This window comes from Rhodococcus sp. NPDC079359 (assembly GCF_040702585.1).
Taxonomy (GTDB): domain Bacteria; phylum Actinomycetota; class Actinomycetes; order Mycobacteriales; family Mycobacteriaceae; genus Rhodococcoides.
Genome location: NZ_JBFBLH010000017.1, coordinates 45,235 through 66,864, shown reverse-complemented (window position 1 = coordinate 66,864; position 21,630 = coordinate 45,235). Strand labels below are relative to the sequence as shown.

19 protein-coding genes and 1 pseudogene are annotated in these 21,630 nt (G+C 63.3%); 10 read left to right on the top strand and 10 right to left on the bottom strand.

Features of this window, described 5'->3' with window-relative positions; genetic code table 11:
• Positions 1-288: 288 nt before the first annotated feature.
• From AB0362_RS25385 to AB0362_RS25360, 6 genes and pseudogenes are all read left to right on the top strand, one after another.
• Positions 289-903: a hypothetical protein gene (locus AB0362_RS25385; protein ID WP_366236283.1), complete on the top strand. Its 615-nt coding sequence runs from the start codon at positions 289-291 to the stop codon at positions 901-903.
• A gap of 58 nt (positions 904-961) precedes the next feature.
• On the top strand, positions 962-1,525 hold the full coding sequence (locus AB0362_RS25380) for a GIY-YIG nuclease family protein (protein ID WP_366236282.1): 564 nt from the start codon (positions 962-964) through the stop codon (positions 1,523-1,525).
• 1,503 nt (positions 1,526-3,028) lie between these two features.
• Positions 3,029-3,199 carry a hypothetical protein gene (locus AB0362_RS25375; RefSeq protein ID WP_366236281.1) on the top strand — a complete coding sequence of 57 codons (171 nt, stop codon included), beginning with the start codon at positions 3,029-3,031 and terminating at the stop codon, positions 3,197-3,199.
• 192 nt (positions 3,200-3,391) lie between these two features.
• Positions 3,392-3,511: pseudogene (locus tag AB0362_RS25370) on the top strand (DUF2510 domain-containing protein); the annotation flags it as partial.
• Positions 3,512-3,655: 144 nt separating this feature from the next.
• Positions 3,656-4,168 carry a DUF4333 domain-containing protein gene (locus tag AB0362_RS25365; RefSeq protein WP_366236284.1) on the top strand — a complete coding sequence of 171 codons (513 nt, stop codon included), beginning with the start codon at positions 3,656-3,658 and terminating at the stop codon, positions 4,166-4,168.
• Between the two features lie 596 nt (positions 4,169-4,764).
• A complete protein-coding gene (locus tag AB0362_RS25360) occupies positions 4,765-7,527 on the top strand; it encodes a hypothetical protein (protein ID WP_366236280.1) in 2,763 nt (920 codons plus the stop codon).
• Between the two features lie 442 nt (positions 7,528-7,969).
• Here the strand turns inward: AB0362_RS25360 and AB0362_RS25355 are convergent, their stop codons facing one another.
• Positions 7,970-8,704 (bottom strand): hypothetical protein, encoded by a 735-nt coding sequence (locus AB0362_RS25355; protein WP_366236279.1) that lies wholly within the window; start codon positions 8,702-8,704, stop codon positions 7,970-7,972.
• A gap of 319 nt (positions 8,705-9,023) precedes the next feature.
• On the opposite strand from AB0362_RS25355, the gene AB0362_RS25350 reads away from it, so the two are divergent.
• Positions 9,024-9,317 (top strand): hypothetical protein, encoded by a 294-nt coding sequence (locus tag AB0362_RS25350; RefSeq protein WP_027494153.1) that lies wholly within the window; start codon positions 9,024-9,026, stop codon positions 9,315-9,317.
• Positions 9,318-9,514: 197 nt separating this feature from the next.
• Here AB0362_RS25350 and AB0362_RS25345 read toward each other — a convergent pair whose 3' ends face one another.
• Positions 9,515-11,107, bottom strand: coding sequence for an integrase (locus AB0362_RS25345; RefSeq protein ID WP_366236278.1), 1,593 nt, complete (start codon positions 11,105-11,107; stop codon positions 9,515-9,517).
• A 568-nt stretch (positions 11,108-11,675) separates the two neighbouring features.
• Positions 11,676-12,005, bottom strand: a complete 330-nt coding sequence (locus AB0362_RS25340; protein WP_366236277.1) for a hypothetical protein — start codon at positions 12,003-12,005, stop codon at positions 11,676-11,678.
• Positions 12,006-12,163: 158 nt separating this feature from the next.
• On the opposite strand from AB0362_RS25340, the gene ligD reads away from it, so the two are divergent.
• The 3 genes from ligD to AB0362_RS25325 all read left to right on the top strand — a co-directional run bounded on the left by ligD (position 12,164) and on the right by AB0362_RS25325 (position 14,057).
• Positions 12,164-13,126, top strand: coding sequence for a non-homologous end-joining DNA ligase (ligD, locus tag AB0362_RS25335; protein ID WP_366236276.1), 963 nt, complete (start codon positions 12,164-12,166; stop codon positions 13,124-13,126).
• Positions 13,127-13,214: 88 nt separating this feature from the next.
• Complete coding sequence (locus AB0362_RS25330; RefSeq protein ID WP_366236275.1) at positions 13,215-13,583, top strand: Lsr2 family protein; 369 nt, start codon at positions 13,215-13,217, stop codon at positions 13,581-13,583.
• 111 nt (positions 13,584-13,694) lie between these two features.
• Positions 13,695-14,057: a hypothetical protein gene (locus tag AB0362_RS25325; protein ID WP_366236274.1), complete on the top strand. Its 363-nt coding sequence runs from the start codon at positions 13,695-13,697 to the stop codon at positions 14,055-14,057.
• Between the two features lie 69 nt (positions 14,058-14,126).
• Here the strand turns inward: AB0362_RS25325 and AB0362_RS25320 are convergent, their stop codons facing one another.
• The 7 genes from AB0362_RS25320 to AB0362_RS25290 form a co-directional block, all read right to left on the bottom strand.
• Entirely contained in the window at positions 14,127-16,517 is a 2,391-nt protein-coding gene (locus tag AB0362_RS25320) for a DNA topoisomerase (protein ID WP_366236273.1), read from the bottom strand.
• 68 nt (positions 16,518-16,585) lie between these two features.
• Positions 16,586-17,158 carry a hypothetical protein gene (locus tag AB0362_RS25315; protein ID WP_366236272.1) on the bottom strand — a complete coding sequence of 191 codons (573 nt, stop codon included), beginning with the start codon at positions 17,156-17,158 and terminating at the stop codon, positions 16,586-16,588.
• On the bottom strand, positions 17,155-17,301 hold the full coding sequence (locus AB0362_RS25310; protein WP_366236271.1) for a hypothetical protein: 147 nt from the start codon (positions 17,299-17,301) through the stop codon (positions 17,155-17,157). Before AB0362_RS25310 ends, AB0362_RS25315 begins: the two co-directional genes overlap by 4 nt.
• Before the next feature lie 74 nt (positions 17,302-17,375).
• The gene (locus AB0362_RS25305; RefSeq protein ID WP_366236270.1) at positions 17,376-17,804 is read right to left on the bottom strand and encodes a hypothetical protein; all 429 of its coding nucleotides are present in this window, start codon (positions 17,802-17,804) and stop codon (positions 17,376-17,378) included.
• Positions 17,805-17,814: 10 nt separating this feature from the next.
• Positions 17,815-19,440 (bottom strand): M23 family metallopeptidase, encoded by a 1,626-nt coding sequence (locus AB0362_RS25300; protein WP_366236269.1) that lies wholly within the window; start codon positions 19,438-19,440, stop codon positions 17,815-17,817.
• Positions 19,437-19,775, bottom strand: coding sequence for a transposase (locus AB0362_RS25295; protein WP_366236268.1), 339 nt, complete (start codon positions 19,773-19,775; stop codon positions 19,437-19,439). The genes AB0362_RS25300 and AB0362_RS25295 overlap by 4 nt, the downstream gene beginning before the upstream one ends.
• Positions 19,775-21,619, bottom strand: a complete 1,845-nt coding sequence (locus tag AB0362_RS25290; protein WP_366236267.1) for an ATP/GTP-binding protein — start codon at positions 21,617-21,619, stop codon at positions 19,775-19,777. The genes AB0362_RS25295 and AB0362_RS25290 overlap by 1 nt, the downstream gene beginning before the upstream one ends.
• Positions 21,620-21,630: the final 11 nt, after the last annotated feature.

Below are 21,630 nucleotides of genomic sequence, written 5' to 3'. Positions count from 1 at the left end.
CGCGCTCACGCGTCTCGGCATCGAACTTCCTTGGTGCACCCATATCTGCATTCTCCTGGTGAGATCACAGTCTCCACCAGTCCCAGGACGGTTCAGTCCGCGCGGTGAGTAGGTCTGTTCGGGCTGCCGAGATAGCAGCGTGTTCAAGAGGATGTGCTGCATCGTGCAGCGGTCACTGTGATCAGACCATATGAGACACCAGTCTCATATCCAATCGGGTTGTAGCGTGCAGCTATGGGTGTGCCGTCCGACCTTTTCTCGTCCAGTGAAGTCCCAAGGCGTGATTGAGTGCTGTCGCAGACGATTCGGTTCGATCCAGTAGATATTCGTGCGAAGTTGCCCGACCCGCGGATGTGGCCAGGCGAGCTGGATGACCTTCCCGGCGGTAGGAGGAAGTACCGACTGATTGCTCGTCGTGACGTCTCCGCTATCGCCGAGAGAGCAGTACAGGAAGGGTCTTCCTGTTCTGTTGCCCAGTTACATGTTGCGTGTGTCGCGTGGGGTACCAACCCCGGTCAGCCGCTCGTCCGGGCTTTGAAGCCCATGCATGAAGCAGGTGTGACAGACAAGCTCGCTGGTGGGTTGGATCTCGCGCACCGTGAAGGACCAGTGAGTGCCTACCGGGCACTGAGCGGCGGTGGGCGCTTCAAAGTGCGCAACCTTGCGGCTGGATTCTTCACCAAGCTGCTGTACTTCGGTGGGTACGACACCAAACCACTGCTGGGGCGACCGCTGATCTATGACAGCAATGTTGTTGCTGCACTGAATAAATGGACGAACGACACGTGGAAAGTCGATGGGCCGCCTGAGATGTACTCGCGCTACCTGGATTTGGCCGCCGACTGGGCACGTGAAGCAGGTACCGATCCAGATGTGATCGAGCGGGCGCTGTTTGGCAGATGACGAGTCGGCGATCGTCAAAGTTCACTGACACCGATACACCGTCGGGAAAAGTGTGTTCATGAGTGAGAACTTGGGCCGGACCGACGACGACGTTCTGAGCGAGGTTGCCGCTGCTCTCGGTGCGACCACCCGTCCAGTCAACACTTGCGCGGCCGCGTTGCCCTCTACGCCGGGCATCTACTCCTGGTGGGCCGACACGGTGACATTCCCCCTACTGAGCAGCCCGACCGCAGCGACGAACTCGACAGACCGGCTGCTGTATCTCGGGCTGGCATCGAACTTGCGAAAGCGTGTGACTCAGAACCATCTACGACGGAGCGGGAGCTCGACACTGCGGCGAACTCTGGCCGGGCTGCTGATGGACACAGAAAACTACAGCACGCGGCGCACCGACCGAGTGGTGCTGGTCGAAGAAGACGAACGCCGTCTCACCGACTGGATGGAGGAGCATTTGCGGCTGTCCTGGGTCGAATTCGGGCACCCGAAACTGATCGAAACAGCGCTCATTCAGCGGCTGCAGCCGCCCTTGAACGTCATGCACACGCGCGGTACCAATCGCGAGATCATCGATTCCGCCCGTCAGCGCTATCGGGCGAGCGCGACACCACCAGCGGCGACATAACGTGACTCGCCCGCCTAGCCGGCACCGTGATGTTTGAACATACCGTTAACATCCAGCTATGCCACGGGTGACAGTGACCAGCGGGGGTGGATCCGCGCGATATGGATCTAAGTGCCAGGCCTGCGACGGGTACGGCGACATTCAGAAGCTGCGATCTGAATGGCTGTGTATGCCGTGCAGGATGAACAGGACCACGATCCTGACGGCGAGAAACACGGCCGAGCGAAGAAAAGACGCGCAGCGGCAGATCAGTGATCGGCGAGCTGCGAACGCTCGTACCGCCGCAGAAGCCGCGGAAGCGGCGAGGGAAGGCCTTCTGGTCCGGCGGCGGCGAAACGCCGTACTCCAGCGCCCTGCCAGGGCAAGGAAAACAGTAGCGGTGAAGAAGACCCGAAATCAGGAGGCTGCAACGTATTCCGAGCAGAATGCCTCGACGAATCAGCCATTGCGTGAGGCATCAACCCACGGGGGTAGTGCAAAAGACAGCAATCGCACGAAGCAGAAACCCCGTCCCTTGCAGCCTGCTTCAGAGACCTTCGAGTCAGCTCGAACGAGGTTGCAACAGAGGTGGAACGCGCGACGGAGCTAGGGCGCATGGGCGGCGATCCGTCGAGGTTACTCGGTGACGTGATGCTCGCCGACTCCTCAGGTCTGCACCGAAGTTGGGGAGCATTGAGCGGCGGGCGTTGATCTCCGCGGCGAGTAGCCTGACGGCAGCTGCGTTCGAGAAAGGTGTGGTGTTGATGAGTGGGTCGATCGAAACCCCGGAAACGTCTCACGTCGTAGGGGAAACGCGGACAATCGAGGTCCGCGTCAATGGGTACCCGCTCACGCCTATCCAAGACTCCACCATCCTGCTCAATCCCGACGTGGTGGCACTGACCTACGAGTTCAAGGGGAACGGTTATCGGTTTGAGTTCGTCGAGGCTACCGTCCACGGTCGGGACCTGCGTCGGGCTGATCGGGCGACCTCGTCAGGACAGCACTCGGAAACATGGAGCGCACGACTGCCTCAACCCGTATCGGAGGCTCCGCCTGAGTGGCTGTACCGGTTAGCCGTTAAGCACGCCCCGGACTTCGATCCAGCCACATTCTTCTGAGAGGCATCCTCCAGCGGTGCACCGGGCATGACGGCGATAGGCGTAACGATTCAGTATCTACCTTTGATATGTCTACTGCCGGTGCCACATTGGGTGAGCACTCGATTCTCAAGTCTTCGAGGGGCGTATGTCCAACAGCGTATTGAGCCACCTACGGGTAGCCGGGATCCGTGCACCACTGCTCGCATTCTGCGGTAGTGCGCTGCTCGCAGGGTGCGCTTCGTCGGAGCCTGCTGAGCCGGTCGTTCCGGCGCAGCCGACCAGCGACAGCGTCAATGGTTCACCGGATGAATGGCTCGCCCAGCTATGCACCACGCAACCCCCAGGACCGTCGAGCGAACGATACGACGGCGCAACGCTCCTGGTCGACTATTGCCGCGGCGACGGCGGTGCTGGAATTTTCATGACCACCTATGACTCACTTACAGCGGCACGCAACACCGCCGCGCTCGGTCGAACGAAGTGCGAAGCAGTCGGTGGCGACGGTCTGTACGGCTACTACTTCACCAGCCCCGCACCCCAATGCCCGTTCGACGCACTGCGACCGTTAGGTTTCGACGTACAGAGCAGCTGAAAAGCGCCGAAGACTGTTCTATGAGCAGGCGGTCGCGAGCTGCCACGCGGGCACTGTCCGGCAGGTGTTGGTGTTTCGGCCAGGCCACACCGCACTGCGTGCTGGCACAGAGACGCGCTAGATCGGCGTAGATCATTGGTCAATTCTGGCGAGCCCGGCCTGGAGGCGGCTGCGGGCCGTTAGCGTAGCTGAATGAGTTCTTTCGCAGGTCCGCCAGACAGTCCTGATCCTCCTCCAGGCTGGTATCCAGATCCGAACTCCCCGTCATTGCGTTGGTGGGATGGATCGGCGTGGACGGGCACTACCGTGCCGGTTCCATCACATGATCGACCACCTCCGCCGCCATCGACTCCATCAGGTCCCGATCTTGGCACTGCTTCTGTCATCTCGAACCCACCACGCGACCAGCATCCTTTCTTCAAGCAGCACTGGCCGCGATTGTTGATCGATGCTGTCGTGCTCCTTCTGACAGCCATCTTCGCCGCAGCGCTGTGGGCGGGTCTGACGCGGTTGGCGGGCAATCCAGACGAATTGTCGACCGACTACATCGCTTTGATGGTTGTCCTCACCTTGACGTTGGTTGCTGTATACGTATCGTGGCGTCGTTCGGCCTTCTACGTAGCCCACCAGCCTCGCGGCACGAGCGCCGGGGAGAAGGCCCGAAATCTTGTTTTGGTCGGCGTACTCGGCGCGGCTCTGATATTCGGGGTGGCAATGGGCATTCGTCAAAACTTGGCGGAGCCCAGTTTGAGTGGTCGCACCATGCAGTCGATGTTGCGCTCGAATCTTACTGCGGCCGAGGGTTCGCCGGTCCGTACCGACACCATCCGCTGTCCGGAGGGCCGAGACTTCCGTGAGGGTGACGTCGCGCGCTGCACCGTTCGAACGTACGACAACGCGAGCGAGGTACTCGTCGTCACAGTTCTGCGCGAGGGTGAGGAGTGGAGCCTCAATATCGACATCGGGTAGGTCAAGTGTGGACATTCGCTGTATGCAGCCGAATGACGGCTTTGCAACCGCCGCGCTGACCGGGCTTGAACTGCCAACTGACTTCGTACTGGGGATCGTCCAGAACAGCGGGTGAGCCTGCTGACCTTGATTGCGCGCACAGGTCATAAAGGTTCTTGTTCAAATGCACGTAAACCGCTGTGAGGCAACAGATGTACTCGTACTGACTTATTGCCGATAACAGATATTTTGTCAGGTAGACCTCCTTATGTGATGTGCCGCAACGGTTGTCACTGCGGTTTGGTAAGTGCCGACCAATCTCGAATCGGTGTCACGAGGTATCAAGTCTTCGCGCGGGTAATGGGCGAGACGGCCAAAATGTTTGTCTCGTTTTGAGCTCTGTGCAGGGCCTCGTCAAGCCACTGTCGACCACCATAGGCATCATCATCGTCGCCCTCTGATCGATCAGTGGGTACGTGCGGTGAGGAAACTGGTTCGATGGGGGACGAGCCAGATCTGGTTGTCGCAATCTTCAAAAGCGGCGTCCCAGCACGTCGAGCCCCTGAGTGGTGTCTTTGTCGCGTTTGTCGGAGACACGGGTTAGCCTGACGCGCACTATGACTGCGTACAGTTTCGGTAATCGTTGGGTCGGAATCATCGCGCTGGGTACCCCGCCACCCCCTGAACCGTTGCACAGGATGGCGCTACGCCTGCGCGCAAAGCTTCTTTCCCGCACGGTGTCTCTCGATAGAACCGTTGTGGTCCCCGTTGACACCCTGATGCAGTCGCTGGCCCGACTGCGAATGCAGCTGACCGTATCGGGTCAGGATGCGCGGTCACAGGAATGCCTCGAAATGGAACGCAAGTTCCGCGCCGGGCGCACCCCCGTACTACGGCCTTGGATAAACAAGGCACTACTCGAAGTGCACACGCCGCTCCCCTCACGACTACCGAAGGACAACGCCGCGTCGGCTACAACAACGACGGCACGGACGGAAAGCATTGTGCTCACCGGGTGGGCGCAGTATCCGCAGGCACCGCGGTCTCCGTGGGTACCGCCGCCGCCGCCGCGGCTGTTGCAGGATCTACGGAAGATGGACTTGGTCCTGGATGAGGATGCATTGTTGTGGGTGCGGTGGGCGTGCCTACACAGAAGCTACCTTTACGAATCGGTACCCGACAGCCCGGTCAGCCCGGCGGTGCTGGATCTGCTCGATGCCCTCGGACGAGGCTGGATGCGTCTGGCAATGCTCGATCGAGTCCGCACGCAGCGCGACGATTTCGCTACAAACAATGAGGTCAGCGGCGTCCTCGCCTCGGACCATCACGCCCGGGCCCTTCTCGGCACCTGGGTCGGCGACGTCCAGGCCGCGTTCTATGGCAAGGGCGAAGCTGCCCTGATTGCAAACGGTCGGAAAAGCTCCGCGCCAGTGGGCGTCGCGATGCAGATCCTCGGGGCCTTGTCGCTGGTCACTGCGTCTCAGGCACCGGCAGATGCACTTCTTGAGCGGATTTCGTTCACTCCTCAACGCCCGGAACCGGATTGGGCAACGGTCCTTGGTTCAGCGTTGAAACGCGAACCGGAGTTCGTACGCTCTTCATCCGGCCCGGATCACGACAAGACTTTCACTGTGACGGTGACTGCTAACGGGCTTTCGGCGTCTGCCTCCGCGAAAAGCTTCAAGACGGCGCGTAAGGCCGCTTCACGCTCGTACGTCCTGCAGCATCTGCCCCGCGCAGCGCAGGACGACTCACCCGGTCGTGCGCAACCAACAGCAGCGCCCCGCCTTTACAGAGGCGACTTCCCACAACACATGCGTGCGACTCGGTGGGCGCAGCAAGCCTTCGAGGTGGCTGACGCCGCGTGGATGAGCCAGGCGCTGACACACCGATCCTGGGTTCACGAGAATGCAGCGATGGTGGCCGAAGCCGCCCAGCGTGACTACGGGACCCTGGCCGCTGAAGGCTCTGAGGTTCTTACCACCTTGGTGCGTCATCATTATGTGCTGCAGACCCTGAGTTCCTCGTCCCGACTGGCAACGACGGTGGCTGTACACCCGGCAGTGTCGGCCGAGGTCGTGCTGCCCTTGTTCGACGCGATGCCCGTAGGAGCCGGGGTGCTTCGGGGCAGGGGCATGCCCGTGCTGAGTCGGGAGGTCAAGGAAGATGTCGCGCAGGCCATCGCGGCTGTGGCATGGCGCGCCAACGGAGACCTCCTCATGGAGCGTCAACCCCAGACGGTAGCGAACTGGATCCGTTCCTTCGAGCCGCCCGTTGATTCATCGACCCAGCTGCAGGAATATTGCGCGCGCCTGAGGGTCGACTACGACTTCGACTACGAACGTCGTGGCCCCGACCATCAATCGGAGCAGCGCGCAACCATCACATTCGCCGTCGACGGCAGTCCGCGCTGTCGCGGGCCATGGCGCTCTGGAAAGACCCCGGCGAAACAGGCGGCGGCAGCGATTGCACTGGGCTGGGTTTTCGGCCGCGACGAGACCGGTCCGTCGCCAACCGGGGACCGTCTGGCGCTGCTGCGGGAAGCGTTCCTTGCCGAGCTGCGCCTGGCCGACCCCGACCGGTGGATCCATTTCGATAGGGACGTCATCTCCGGCACGCTGGGTGTCGATCTGCTTGCTGCCAGGGACTATGACGGTTATTTGCACTGGAGTCGAGCACGAGCGCATTTGGTCCCCGGTTCGGCGATTGCGACCGTTGCCCGACTGACCGCGTTCTACAATGCAGTTCTGACACAGCACTGCCGGGCGGCGGTCCGCCGGTGGAGTGTTCAGAACACTCCCTTTCACGGCGCGGAGGTGCTGCCGACGGAGCTCGCCGACCACATCGCTGCTTGGCGAGCCGGGTCGGGTCCGGGTCGACTGACGCTGCTCGAAGACCTATTGACCATGCTCCGCGGCGCTGACCGGGTAGCAGCCACCCTAGATTACGTGCAGCGGCAGGCGCATACAGTCGCAGATTCCGCTGGCGTTCGTCTCGAAACCGAAAGCAGCAGCGATGCCACCGGTCGGTCTGTCGTCCTTCATCTTCCAGGGGCGCGATGGTCGGAGGCGTTCGAGCCGGTCATAGATATCGTCGACACCATTGTCGGCGGAGCGATCTGGGTCCAGGAGGCCGAAGTAATCTCGGTCACGATCCCCCTCGAACCGATTGCCGACGACCCGATGACGCGGGCCGGGCTATACGCCATTGAGGGGGTGTGGAGTGATCCATGGCTGAATCGAGTACGCGACGCTCTGACAGATCTCTTGCTGCTGGTCGAATACCTCCCCGCATCCGAGGCTGGACCGTCACCAGCACAGGTGGACGAGTTGGCCCGCGCCGAACATGCGCTCATGCTGTGCCTACGGACCAAAAGGTAAGGCAGATGATGATCGGGACATCATCGCCTCTGGCGCAGAAAGATTCCTCAGAACTCAAGGAATTGGCGTGCGCTCAGACCGTCACGAACCACCAGCGCATGCAATTATGCGGACTCGGCCAGGATTACCTTCTGAGCTTCGAGGTGTCGTCGGAGGGATAGAACGGCACCGCCGTCGGAGTCGACCTCGTCTAGTGGACGGAGGTTGACTTCGTACGCCGCCGCAAGCCGCGGCGTGTGTGCGAACACCACATCGAACAGGGCACAAGGTTGTCCAGTGAGATCAGCACCTCGTTCCCTACCTCCATGAACGCTTTGACCGCGTCCAAGTGAATATGAGCTCATCGAGGATGGTCGCGTCGAGGGCTGCCTGGTGCCTCGCATCCAGCCATCGGCGGCCGAACCGGTAACCCCAAACTCCGCGAAGGAGCGCGGGTCAAATTCTAATGTGAGAACCCAAACTTGACCCTGTTGGCTTCGTCGTTCTCAGTCTGCGAAGGTGAGGATGCAGGGTCTGGCACCGAACTTCGTGCGAAGGCTGCAGCGCGTTCCTCCTCGGGCATGAACAGGATGTCGGACAAGCGGCGAACGGCATTTGGAATCGCCGTTCGGATGATTGCCGAGTCGTCGTCAGATTCGAGTACACCGGCGGCTTGGAGCGCATTGATCGTTTCCAACATCTTCCCGGGTAATGGCTCTGCGTTTCCGACTGGAACGCCGGTGTATGTAGGTGACGGACGATTGATCCGAAATGGCGCGTGGTAGGTAGTTCGCCGGAGACGCTCGAAGCCGTCGTGTACGAGGTGAACCGCTACGGAGTTCTCTTCTTCTCTGTCTCTACCCCGGCCGTGGCGTGGGCTAGTCACGATAAGGATCATCGACCACAGCCGTTTAACAAGAACATCGGCAGCAAACCGAACGTCAGGGTCGGGGTGGCCGTTGACCAGGGTGAGCAGCCTGGGGTGGATGATCTGACGCCAGTCTTGCTCGATCGCCTCGGCGACATCTTTCGAGTCGGTATTCCCGTCTTCGGTGTACCCGCCAAGAGCAGCGATGCGGAAGCAACCGGGCTGCCACCAACTTTCAACGGCCAGGACGGTGTTGATCGTGTCCGTGTGCAGCGAGCGCACGAACGCGCGATACTCAATGTCGAGTTGGGAATCGGAAGCGTCTGACATGGCACAGATGCTACGTCCGTCGATGGCCGTTGCCTGGGTATTGAGTCGATCGCCGGCGGTCGCTGAACGTTTACAGCTGCCGGCCGGTCTGCCCGCGTCGCGGGGTCGCGATCGTGTTTGAAGCGATCGGTGCTGTTCGTGGTCAACGAGATGGAGGCGACAGCCCATCCGGTTGATCGCCTGTACTGCATCGGGTCCGGCCGAAATTGGTGGCCCGTGCGGGCCCATACCGCCCCCGTCACGCGCCAGTCCCGCCATGGCGGGACTATCGCCCATGTGTTCATCTACCGGCGTGATCGCCCGAGGCTAAGCTATCGGCATGAACAACCTCGGTCCCTATCAGCTCTTCACCATCGCCGCCAAAGAGGCTGGAGGAGTTGGGAATTACATGAAGGACATCGAGCGTGGGGCTGTTTCAGAAGCCACGCCCGGCCTCCTCATCAAGGGCGTTGGCATGGGTGTCGTACTTACGACCGGAGTGATTGCGTGCAAAAAATTCATGGACCAACGAAAGGCGGACCGTGAAGCAGCCGAGGAAGCAAAAAGGCTTCTGGCCACCGAAATCGAAGGTGATGGCTCGCAATCAGTAGATGCCGACCCCGCCGGTTTCTGACACGACCGCAGCATTCCTTTAGCGACCCCGGCTCCTCGGCTCTCTGCTAGCTTGCACACCCGGTATCGATAACGAAAATCATTGCCGATAACGGATCTTATGTCAGGTATTGGTCGAGAGATGCTCGTACGCAGAGTGTTTCGATCTTACCCACTGGCATGTGTATTGCGGTCGTTATCCACCGCTAGCCTGTCCGACTAGTCGAACAGGTCGAGTGAGTTGCCGGCGTCTGTGGTGGTGGCTGGGGTTAGGTACGGGGTGCGTGTTTCGATCTGGACGGCGAGTTGGATCGGGGTAGTGCCACGGGTGAATCCGGCGTCGACGATGCGGTCGATGCCGGCGCCGATTAGCGGAGTTAGGCGCTCGGAGACGGCGTGCAGGGTGTGTTCACGGGTCTGTCCGGCGTGGACGATGAGGTTGCGTTTGCGGTAGAGCCGGGCAAACTCGCGGCGCAGTACTGTGCGCAGCTTGCCAATCTCACCGCTGGGGTCGGTCAGCGCCGGAAGCACTCGGTCGAGAGCGAGTCGGTCTCGATCGTTTTCGAACTGCACCGGTGTGGTGGTGTCGGCGGCGCGCTGCTGAAACAGTTTCGCCCGCGCGAGGTTCGTCAGCTGCGGTTCTGCGATGTCGGTGGCGAGAGTGTCGGTGTTCTCTCGGGCGTACGCCCAGGCGAGATCGGTGAATTCGGCGCGCAGGGCGCTGGCCGCGATAATGGCGGCGATGCGGTCGGCGGCGACGTTGTCGGTGTCGCCCGGCCCTACGAGCAGCGATTCGATAGCCGACCATCCGCTCATAACCGCGATGTGGGGTGGGCTAGTGCGCAGCGGCTGAAGCAACGCAAGGGCGTTGACGATGTGGTCCGGGGGTGCAGTGAGGTCGCTGATTCTGCCGTGTCGCTCGAATGCCCTGATCTCGATGCTTCGGTCGGTGTCGGACGTGCCGTACGCCTGTTTCTTCTCCCGCGACCACATCCGCGAACAGATCGTCACCGGTGTGGCGGTGGCGCGAGTCCCCAGGACGAACTTTGTTTGCAGGTCGAACACCGCCGCCCGCGCCCGGTCGACGGCGGTATTGATCTCACGCGCGTCCACCGTAAGCAGAAACGATCCCTGATTGCGGATCGTGTCGGCATCAGGGGCGTGGGCGTCTTTCCATCCGGAGGTCTCGGTGGCGTCGAACCACCCCGGCGCGGCACCGGCGGTGACGTCGAACGGTGGTGTGGTCACCACTGGAACACAGAAGATGTAAGTCTTTTCCGGGCGCGCGAGCCGCTCCTGCCCGTCGCGTAGAAACTCTGCCACCGATGCCATACGCGGTGACCTCGCGTATTGAGCGAGCCAGGTGTAGATGCTGGACTTGTGATAGCCGTGATCGAGCAGATGCGCCCCGATCCGGCGGGCCGCATCCTGCGTCCCTATCGGCTTGTCCGACTCGAACACCGTCGCCCACTGTTCGAGGTAGTCGGTGCGCGCGCGGTCAACTTCCGCCCGTAGAGTTAGCCAGGCGTGACCTGTGTCAGCGCTGCCCGCTTTGACCTTGTCGATTGCTGCGAGCAGTTGTTTGCGGTTGACGATTCCACGATCGTCGCGTGTGACGGCGAGCAGGTCGGCCTTCATATCTTTCAGCGCGGACTCGGGAAACTCGGGGTTGATGCACGAGTCGAGTAGCTCGTCACCCAAGCGTAGGGTTCCGCTCTGCCACAACCGGCGCTGCCAATGGGTGTGGGTTGAGGTCAGTTCGCTCAACCGTGATACGAACCCCGTCTGTCCGGGCTTTTCTTCGATCGGCACGCGTGCTAGTGTGTCAGATGTAAATGGGTCCAGTCGCAGACTTCGGTCCGCCATTGGCCCATTCCTTCTTCTGAAGGCAGCAGGGCCCCGGATGCACATCCAGGGCCCTGCTTTTATTTGCGGCCTGCGCGATCGGACTTGCCCATGGCGGCGATAGTCGCGGACCCACCGCAGCACCCCGTGACTGGAAATAGCGTTGCGGCCGGTGCGTCGGCGCTGCCGAGGCCCGTGAACGTCGCGAACAGGATTTAGACGGCGAGCGCGGCACCGACGGAAGTCGTGGTGCCCGAGACGAGCACCCGTCAGCGACCCATTATCGGTGCGTACGCGCGTAACTAGCGTCTCAAAATACTGTCGCACGACCGCAACCAGCGGGTTCGGTATTGCTTGATCGGAAGCGGAGTTCGCGGGGAGGCTGGGTCGGTGATCGTTATTGTCGGGCCGCGGCGATTCACGATCGGGACGTGCTTCGCGATCGGTCCCCTGAAGGCGATGCTGCGCGGGCAAGACGCGCACGCCCGAGCTGAAGGAGTTAGCCTCGTCGGGCCGTCGACCGACTCGTGCGGAACTAGTTGAAGTAATGGAACACGCGACTGGTCATCGTGTCGGCCTCGTCGTCGAAGGTGCCGAACGCCGACCGAAGCAGCTCGTAGGCAGGTGCCAACTGGGTCAGCTCGATCTTCGCTACCGATGAGACTGTCCATCCGGGGACCCCATCATGTCCTGGAATCGGGTGACCGAACAGATCGACCAGGGCCTCGCGGCGATACCCGTTCTCCACGAGATCGTCCTCGGTGTACCAATCGTCTCGTGGGTCATGAACGTGTTCGTCCTTGACTCTTGGTAGCTCGGTCTCGAGCCAGTCGTCGCCGGTCGATGGTGTCGCGGGTTCGGACACTATTCATTCCCTTCGGGGCCACGTGTACGAGTCGTTTCAGCCTGCACAATGCTAACCGCCACACTGATCTACAGGTCGTCCACGCAAACGTGCGACGGCGACGGGTATATACCCACCTGGATAGGTTCGTTTGCCCCTCGCGCGGGCATCCATCATGAATGCCGCCGAATCCGTTGTCTCCGATGCTCGCCACCGCCGGGCCGCTCCCGTCCGGACCGGCCTGGGTTTGGGAATGGAAGTGGGACGGCCAACGCGGTGTCAGCGTTGTCGACGGCACATCGCGGGTGAAGCTGTTCTCCCGCAACGGAAACGACATCTCCGCCTCGTTCCCGGACGTGGCGTCGGCGCTATCGGAGACGATGGCAGGCCGATCGGTGACCCTCGACGGCGAGTTGGTGGCACTGGACTCGGCCGGTCGGCCCGATTTCGGGCTGCTGCAACGCCGAATGCATGTCGCGCGCCCCTCGGCGGCGTTGCTGCGGTCCACCCCGGTGACGTATTTCGTCTTCGATGTCCTCGACGTCGACAGCGAATCGGTCCGGACGCTCCCCTACACGCAGCGCCGTGCGCTGCTCGAAGGCCTCGGCGTGGCCGACGGGCGACGGGTACAGGTACCGCCGACCATGACGGGAATCGACGGCGAGACGTTGATGGGCATTGCCGCCTACAACGGCATCGAGGGGGTCGTCGCGAAGAAAGCCGAGTCGGTGTACCGGCCGGGGATCCGGTCGCCGTCGTGGATCAAGGTACCGATCCGGAACACACGCGAAGGCGTGATCTGCGGATGGGTTCCCACCGGCGGGCGCGCCGGCGGAACACTGGCAGCGCTGCTCCTCGGAGCGTACGACGAGGCGGGCGAGTTGATCTACATCGGCCGTGTCGGAACGGGTTTCACCGATCGGATGCGCCGAGAGCTGCGGAGCACACTCGCCGAGCGCACTCGTCCGGACAGTGCGCTACACGGGCCGATTCCCCGCACCGACGCAGTCGGAGTGTCCTGGGTGGCACCGGAATTGGTGGCGACCGTGGAATACCGCGAACAATCGACAACGGGGCGTTTGCGGCATCCCGCATTCAAAGGCATTCGATCCGACATCGATCCCCGCGATGTCCTGAAATGAAAGGTTGCAGCTCATCGCCACATTCGTTGGCTACGCTGGCCGGTAACCGAGTCCCTGACATTGCGTGTGATCGAAAGGTTTTCCGGCTGTGGCCAAACGAGTGACAACCCAATTGGTGGACGATATCGACGGGTCGGTCATCGACGACGAATCCGGCGAAACGATCGAATTCGCTGTGGGCGGTGTCGAGTACGTGATCGACCTGAAAGCAAAGAACGCCACCGAGTTTCACAGGAAGCTCGACTACTACATCGAGCATTCCGTTCGTGTCGGTGGCCGCAAGCGCAAGCCCTCCCCCGCCGGCGCGACGACGCCCGCGAAGACCGGGACACCGGCCACGCGTGATCCGGCACAGACACGCGCGATCCGGCAGTGGGCATTCGACGAGGGCTACGAGCTCAGCAGTCGTGGCCGCATCCCGGCCGCCATCGAAGAAGCGTACAACGCCGCTCACTGACCAGGCCGTGGAGTCTCTGCAGCTGAGCAACAGCGCGAAAGAGGGAAGCTTTCTAGTGCTCGTCGCCCCCTCTGACCCAAATCTGTCCGGAGGAACGCTAGATTGCCCCGTATGAGCGAGAACGTCGGCGTGGCTGCGGTGCCCGATCACGTGCTCGATGGGCTTGCCGAGGTGCTGATCGACCGGATCGATCAACTCCTCGATCGGGTGACCGATCGGGCTGTGGGCGCGCCGCCGCCGGGATCGGCGGCGTGGGAGTCGGAGTGGAGTGCCCGAGACACGGCGATCGGACGTGCACGCGTAGCCGAACGGTCCCGTGTACGGGATGAATTGGCGCGCCGTGCTTTCGCCGGACTCGACATAGCAGGGTGTACCGCCCCTGTTATGCCAGCTCGGCACGCTCCCCCGGTCCGACCCCGCCGGACAAAGACCGGACGTGTCCGCGTCGACGAGGAACAGCTGACCTTCTTCTGAACCCGCCGCTCGAACTCGTTTCCCGATGGGTGCAGGCGTACGACCCCGCTGCTGTCCTGCGGCACCCGTTTACCGACGCGCGGTGCGTTTCTTGGTGCCTGCGGTGGATTTGCGGTCCTCGAACTTCAGCTTGAATCCGAATGTCTTGCTGCCCTGGTAGGTACCTGCGGCCAGTGCACCCTTGGCCCGGTACGTCTTACCTGTCTTGCTTGTGGCGTCGAATTCGATGGTCTCCCCGGCCAGTAGCCTCTCGAGTTCCTGTTCGGTGAAGTCCTTACCCGGCCAGTGTTCGTTGGCACCCCATCCGCGCCCTTTGAACGTGACCGGTTTGCCTTTCCACACTCCGCTGACCAGGTCGGTCCGAGGTGGCCGCTCGGCGAACTGCGGGTTGAAGCTCACGTGTGGGTACTGCTTGCCGTCTTTCTCCCGCACTCCTGGTTCGAGCTTTCCCGTGCAGGTGAACGTCTTTCCCGACTTCGCGCTCGTGGCGACGATTTCGATGACCTGACCGGCGAGCAGTGCCGCTACTTCGGTGTCGGTGAACCGGTGGCCACCGAAGACCCTCTTCGCGCGGGTCACGACCGTGCCTGCGTGGGTGAAATGCAGCTCCGGTGGCAGCTCGATCATCTCCACCGCTTCCCGGGTCACCCCGGCCTTGCCCATCCGTGCCGTGAGCTCGCCGGACAACGCCTTTGCATTCGCCGTCATCGTTTCGAGGTCGCGGCGCACCAGATCCGCTACGAGGGACAGATAGTCGGCTGCCTCGCCGGTGCCGGCCTCGATCTGCGCCATCTGCTCGAAGACCTGCTCGGTGATCGTCAGATCCCCGATGTGCGTGCCCGGCAGGATCCGATGGTTGAGTTCACCGATCGCGCTGAGGGTGATCTTGCCGCGCTGCTCGACCATCAAGGCCTTGCCGCCCGCGTTGTTCGTGACCTCGGCATAGGTGCTCGTCCGTGTCGCGCCGGTACCGACGCTCCGCTTCTCGAGCTGTTTCATCAGCCAGCCCATCGTCGGGTGCGGGGGCCGGGCGGGGAAGCCCTCGTGGACGAACGGGTCCGCGACAGTACCCAACGCCGTCGCACCAGTGGGTTGCTCGTCGCGCTCGCCGCCGTCCTCCTCCTCGACGACGAACACGCCTTTCCATCCGAGCACTGCGGGCACATTCAGCGAGCCGACGAAGCTCGGATACTTCGCGACGTGTCCGCGATGCTGGTCGTACTCGTAATCGGGGGCGAGCATCGTCAGGTAGTTCTTCGCGAGGAGCTCGTAGATCTCCCGACCCAGCTCGCCATAGGCCTTCTCCACTGCCGCGAGGCTCGGCGGTACGTTGGGCCCCGGACGGTTGGCACCGTGCGCGCCACCGGACTTGATATGGCTCGTGCGCGGGCCGCGGTGACTCAGCGCCGCCGGATCCACTCCGACGACGCCGGCGATCGCGTCGACCAATGGAAGTAGCTCGTTGAACTGCTCGATCGAGATGAACTTGTCCTCGGTGCGCGGGTAGGACACCACCTGCGCCTCGTACATCTTCTGATAGGTGTCGAGAACGTTCTTCGCCCCGAAACCATTCTTCGACAACAGAGACGACAGTGCGGCCAGGTCCATCAGTTTCGGCGGTCCCGTTTTCTTGCGCGTAGTCCCGTCGTGGACGACCGGTGATGACTGCAGGCCGCCGGGAACATCGCTGTCGTTCTCGAATCGATCGATGTCGGGGTCGGTGTACGTCACGCCGTTCTCGTCCCGAAACCGGCTCTCGTAGAACGCTTTCTTGACGTATCCGTGGTGCGCGTCGAGCCCGTCACCGACGATGACGACCATCGCGGACTTGAGCCGTCCGTTACGCAGCACCGTGCTCGCGCCGGTCGTCTTGGTCGCGAGTCTGGTGAACTGCATCGAGAGCATGTCCCACTTCGACCGGAAGTCGGCCTTGCGGTAGTCGCCCTCGGCGGCGATCGCCGTGACCGGGCGACGGGCTGTGAAGGCCTTACGCAGCGATGCCGGTGTTTCGTCGAGGAACTCCATGCGTTCGAGCTTCTTGTTCTCGAGGCCCAGGTACTCCACGATCTCCCAGCCCAGGAGTGAGCCTTCACCGGTCGGATCGAGATCGGCTGCATTGCAGATGCTCTCGCAGCCCGAGAGGGTCGTCTTCAGTTCGAGGAGCAGGCTTTTCGCGTCCGGATCGGTGACCAGCTTGCCGCCGGACACCCGGCGCCGGATTTCTCGCTCCCAGCGGAAGTCGTCGGCGTTCCACGGCAGGTGTTCGAGCTCCCAGCTCTTGTACTTGTCGGTGAGAGGCGCGGGCACCATCGCGGAAGGATCCTTCAACTCCAGCAGGTGGCCGCGAGCGTGGACGATGACGTACTCCGTGCCCCCGAACGTGCCGCTCATACCGCCGAGTGCGGCGGCAAAGTTGCATGCTGCGGAGGGCTTTTCGGTGAGGATTCCGACTTTTCCCATGACAATGGATCCTTCTCTGCGGTGCGTGCGGCGTGTGGACAGCGAGGGTGTTGCCGGTGGCCAGTCGGCTAGAGGCCCGCGCTGACGAGGCGATAGTTCGCGACTTTCCAGCCGTCGTCGGTGCGTTCTAGGTCGACGGCTCCGGTGTAGCCGGTGAACGGGGTGATCTCACCGCTGCGGTGTTGGACGACGCGGTCGATGGTGACGGCAACGGTGGCCTGGGTGTCACCGTCCATCTCGGCGGCTGTGCCGTCGGTGTAGACGCTGGTGTCCGGTTGGGCGACGGCGGTGACGATGTCGCCGCTGCGTGCCCACGCCGACCATTCCGGGATCGGTTGCGGCGCTGGATCGGGTGGCGTGGCGGCGGCGGTGGCCATCGGGCCGGTGAGGTTGTCGCGCTGGGCGTGCAGGGCATCCCACGGTGAATCCTGCACTGCCGGTTGCCAGGTGTACACAGCGGACATCACCGACGTCGCGACGCCGACCGGGTCGGTGGCCGAGGGGTCGATGGCGATTCCGGCATCCGTGCCCGGTGCCGGCGGTGTGTCCGGGCCGCGGAACACGAACACGATCACAGCGGCAACGGCGATGACACCGACGATGCCGAGACACGCGAACACGATGCCTGCTCGCCGGCTCATCTCGTGCTCCCCTGCGAGTCGAAGTCGGTGGCCGATTCCGCGTCGGTGTCGGAGATCTGGCCCAGCGCAGCGGCTTTGGCGATGAAGGCGAGCCAATCGACGATCGGTGCGTCCGCCTGGTCACGGTCGAGGATCTGTGCCATGTCTGTGCTCCTTGGTCTGTGATGGTGCCAGTGTCCTGGTGGCCACCGACAACAATGTGCGAGTGGGTGCAGCATCACCCGATGGTGTGGACTCCTGCTGCGGCGAGGACGCCCACCGTCCAGATCGCCCACATCGCCGCTACCGTCGAGGCCAGACGGATGGCCTTCTGCAGAGCAGTGACGGCCGCGTTTCGGCCTCGTGAGTGATCCACGGCGACGGCGAGCGCGCTGCCGATGGTCATGGCGACGGTGACGACGATGACCGCACACCAGCCCTGGGTCACGGCGTCGCGGGCGGCCGCGACCCGGCCAGGCTCCCCGGAGGTCGAGTCGGTCGAGGCCAGCACCGCGTCGGCGACCGGTACCGCCCACGCGAGCCACACGGTGAGCGAGGTGAGGGCGAGCGCGACCAGTAATCGGTGGACATCGGTGGGGACGAGCTCGTACGTGGTGCGAGGCGGTGTGGTGGTCATGACGGTGGCCTTTCGTTCTCGGGTGCGCATCCGGATGCTCCTATCCGGCCAGGTCGTAGTCGGATGCGGTGGCGGTGATCGTGGTGACGTAGTTCTGGGTCTCCGAGTACGGCGGGACGCCGCCGAACTGCTGTACCGCTCCGGGGCCGGCGTTGTATCCGGCGAGCATCAGCTCGACGGGATCGCCGGTGATGGCACCGGATTCGATCCCCGGTCGCAGGGTGTCGGCGACCGAGCAGTTGTAGCGGCCCTGCGCCATGACAGCATCACCGATGTCATTGGGATCCCCCTCCCCCGCTGCACCAGTGACCACTCCCTGGTCGTCGACGGGAAAACCGAACGACGCCCACGTACCGGGAAGGAACTGCGCATACCCCTCGGCACCGGCGGGGCTGGTCAGGCCGGGTGTGAAGCCGGATTCCTGTTTGAGCTGAGCGGCGAGGACCGCGGGTGAGAGTTCGCGGCACTGCTCGGCCGAGAGGGCGAGCCACGGCTCGAACTCGGGCGGTATCTGGCCGGCGGCGAGTTGCCCGTGATCGCCGAGTCCGGCACCGGGTGCGGTGGTGCAGTTCCCGGTCGCTTTCGGTGCGGATCCACTGCCGCCGGGGACTGGCCCGTAGATCTGACCGGGTGCCGGTGCACCGTGGCCGACGGTGGTGACGTGGACGTGGTCGAAGTGGTTCTGGGTCGGAGATCCCCTGTCCTCCATGGTGTTCGGTTCACCTTGAGAGGGGATGTATTCCTGTCGCCAGATCATGTACTCGATCTGGAAGTAGTCGCGGTTGCTCCACAGGTAGTCCTTGACCTGGTCACCGAGCGCTTTGCCTTCCTCGGAGGACCAGTTGTCGATCATGATGTCCGCGGCCCGGCCTGAGGGGTGATCGTCGAATCCCCCACCGTCGGCGCGCCACCCGCCGATCGTGGTGATCTGCGGGAACTTCGCGTGCACGGCGCGGGCGACGCGGACGGTGTCGACCTGGAAATGCTCCTCGGATCCGACGCTGGCGGGCAGAGCTGCCATCTCCGCGGTACCGCCTCCTGTCGAGGGCGCGGGTGCGGTCGTCGATGGAGATTGTGGAGTCTGGCCTGTCTGTCCGGTGCCGGGGTCGGCGGCGGCGTCGTAGAAGGGTTGCGGGTCGATCGCGTTGCCCGGTGCCCAGCCGCCGGGGTGGTACTCGAAGTGCAGGTGCGCACCGGTCGACTGTCCGTTGTTGCCGATGTCGGCGATGTGCTGACCGGCGGTGACGCGGTCCCCGACCTGCACGAGCACACCGTCGGGGAACATGTGGCCGTAGACGGTGGAGACGACCGCGCCGTCGATGTTGTGATCGAGGACGATCCACATGCCGAACCCGTCGGCGGGTCCGGCTTTCGAGACGACGCCGTCGGCGTAGGCGTAGATCGGTGTCCCGACCGGACCTGCGAGGTCGATGCCGTTGTGGTTGGTGCCCCACCGCGTCCCGAACGGGCTCGAGACGGTCGATTCGGTGGTCTTGACCGGCTTGGCGAACGACCCGGCCGGAACCCCGCCTGCAGCAGAAGAAATGCCCTTCCCGGGAAGACAATCGGTCGGCACTTGCTCGCGGACACCGGTGGTGACGAACAGGACCACGAACAACGCCAGCGCGAGCACGACGGTCAGAGCGATCGCGCCGCCTTTCTTCACAACGTGGCCGCCGACATCGACTCCGCGCCGATCGATCGCGGGGCGTGGGCGGCCAAACGCTCGCTGAGGGAACGGTTCTCCGACCGCAGCCGGGCGATCTCCTCCTCGGCGGCCCGCAGTCGTGCGGTCACCTCGTCCGCTGCGGGGCGACGCGGCGAGCCGTACTTGTCTCTGATCCACCGGGCCACGGTGTTCTCGTGTGCCCCGATCGAGACAGCCAAGGCGGCAACGCATTCGGCGCGGGAGGCGTAGTTGTGGCGGGACTTCTCGTATTGATCGAGCGCCCACGAGCGGGTCTGCGCCGAGTATTCGGCGCGGGGGTACTCGGCGGTCATCACTGCGCTCCGACCAGTACAGAATCCTGGGCGTAGTGGGCGTCACCGGAATCGGCGGCGTGGTGCTGGCCACCGGCGAAGTACTCGGCGAAGCGGGCATTGGTGTCGTGGACCCCGGTGTCGTATTCGACGTCGGTGAGCACTGTTTGGATGGGGATGCCGGGGGTGTTGTCCTTGGCGACCTTGATCAGAAACTTTCCGCGCCCGATCGGGTTCCGGACGGTGCGGCGTTCGGACCCGCGCAGCGCAGCGCCGCGCGACCAGGACGTGACCATGCCCGCTTCGGCGGCGGTGAACTTCAGCTCCCCGGAGAGGCGTTCGACCTCACCGATCGGCAGTCCCCCGCACACGACCATGCCGGCGCGGTCGATGAACCCCTTCGCGGTCTTGATATCGGCTTCGGTCGGGAGAGTTTCGAGGTCGCGGCCGGTGTGGGTGATCATCAGCAAACCCGTTGCGTCGGTGCGGTTGAGGCGGGTGATCTCGTTGACGCGGGCGACCATGCCCGGTCCTGCGCCGATGACCTGCCACAGCTCGTCGAGGGCCATCAGGAACAACCGTTGCCGGTCCAGGCCTGCGTCGGCGAGCAGGTGCGCCGCTTCCACGGTGCCGTAGGCATCGGCCCAGCAGGACAGCATCACCGCCGCTTTGAGGGTGGTATCTCCCCGGTCGAGGGACGAGACATCGATGCAGATCATCGGTGCGTCGAGGTCGATCGGTTCGGTGGTGTGGTCGGCGAAGATGTCCCCGAGAGGGCCGGAGGTCAACGCTCCGAGGGCCTGCATCAGTTCGGTGATCGCCTCGCGGTAACCGTCGCGGTCGGTCTTGTAGGCAGCTTGGAGCATGTCCGCCGATCCGGCATCGATGCGGGCATAGAGGTCTTTGAGCAGCGGCGGGCGGGTGTAGGAGAATCCGCCGTCGGCGTACAGCTCACGCAACGCGATCCCGATCAGGGAGTTCTCGAAGGCCTTCACCGAGTGCGTGTCATAGCGAATCAGCTCGACCAAGGCACAGACGGCATTGATCTGGCGGGTGGAGATGGTGATGGTCGCGACGTCGATCAGCTCGTCGAGCTCGGCGATACGTTCGGGGTCGGTGGCGGCATCGCGGGCGGCGATCGCGCGGACCACCGCTTGCCCGAGGGCACCGGCGGCGAGGGGGTTGAGATGTCCCCCGCCGTGCCCGAGGGTGATCACCTGCCCGCCGACCAAGTGGGTGAGCTTGACGTATTCACCCTTGATATCCCCGGCGACGATCGGGGTCTGTCCCCAGCCGCACGCACCAAGGAGAATCTTGCGGATCAGCGTCGACTTCCCCAGGCCGGGCAGGGACAGGACGAACATCGAGGGGTTGCCGATGAGCTTGTCGCGGAAATACGCGAACGGATCGCACGAGACGGCGTTGCCGGTGATGGCGTGCTGACCGACGATGGTCCCGGACGAGGGTGCGGCCGCGCCGATCGCCCACGGATTGAGCCCGCACATCTGCACCGAGGTCGCTTCGTACTCGATCGGGGCCGGGACGGTCGACATCCGGCCACCACCGGGCCCTTTGAGGCCGCGCGCGCTCGACGACAGTGCTGCCCGCCACCACGGGTCCCCAGCGGCATCGTGGACGGCCCGCTCGACGTGAGGGTGGTCGTTGCGCCACCGCGCCATGCCGATGCCGCGTCGGGAGTACGGGTTGGGCTCTTCGGCGTCGCCGGTCGCGACGGCTGCGGCGAGCTCGGCGTAGTCGGTGTCGCCGATGATCCACCGAACGAACGCCGACGGCCGCGCAGCGTCGGTCTCGACATACAGGTCATCTGCGTATCCCCGGTCGGGGCGGTCGTCGGTCATGGTCATCGGGAGTCTCT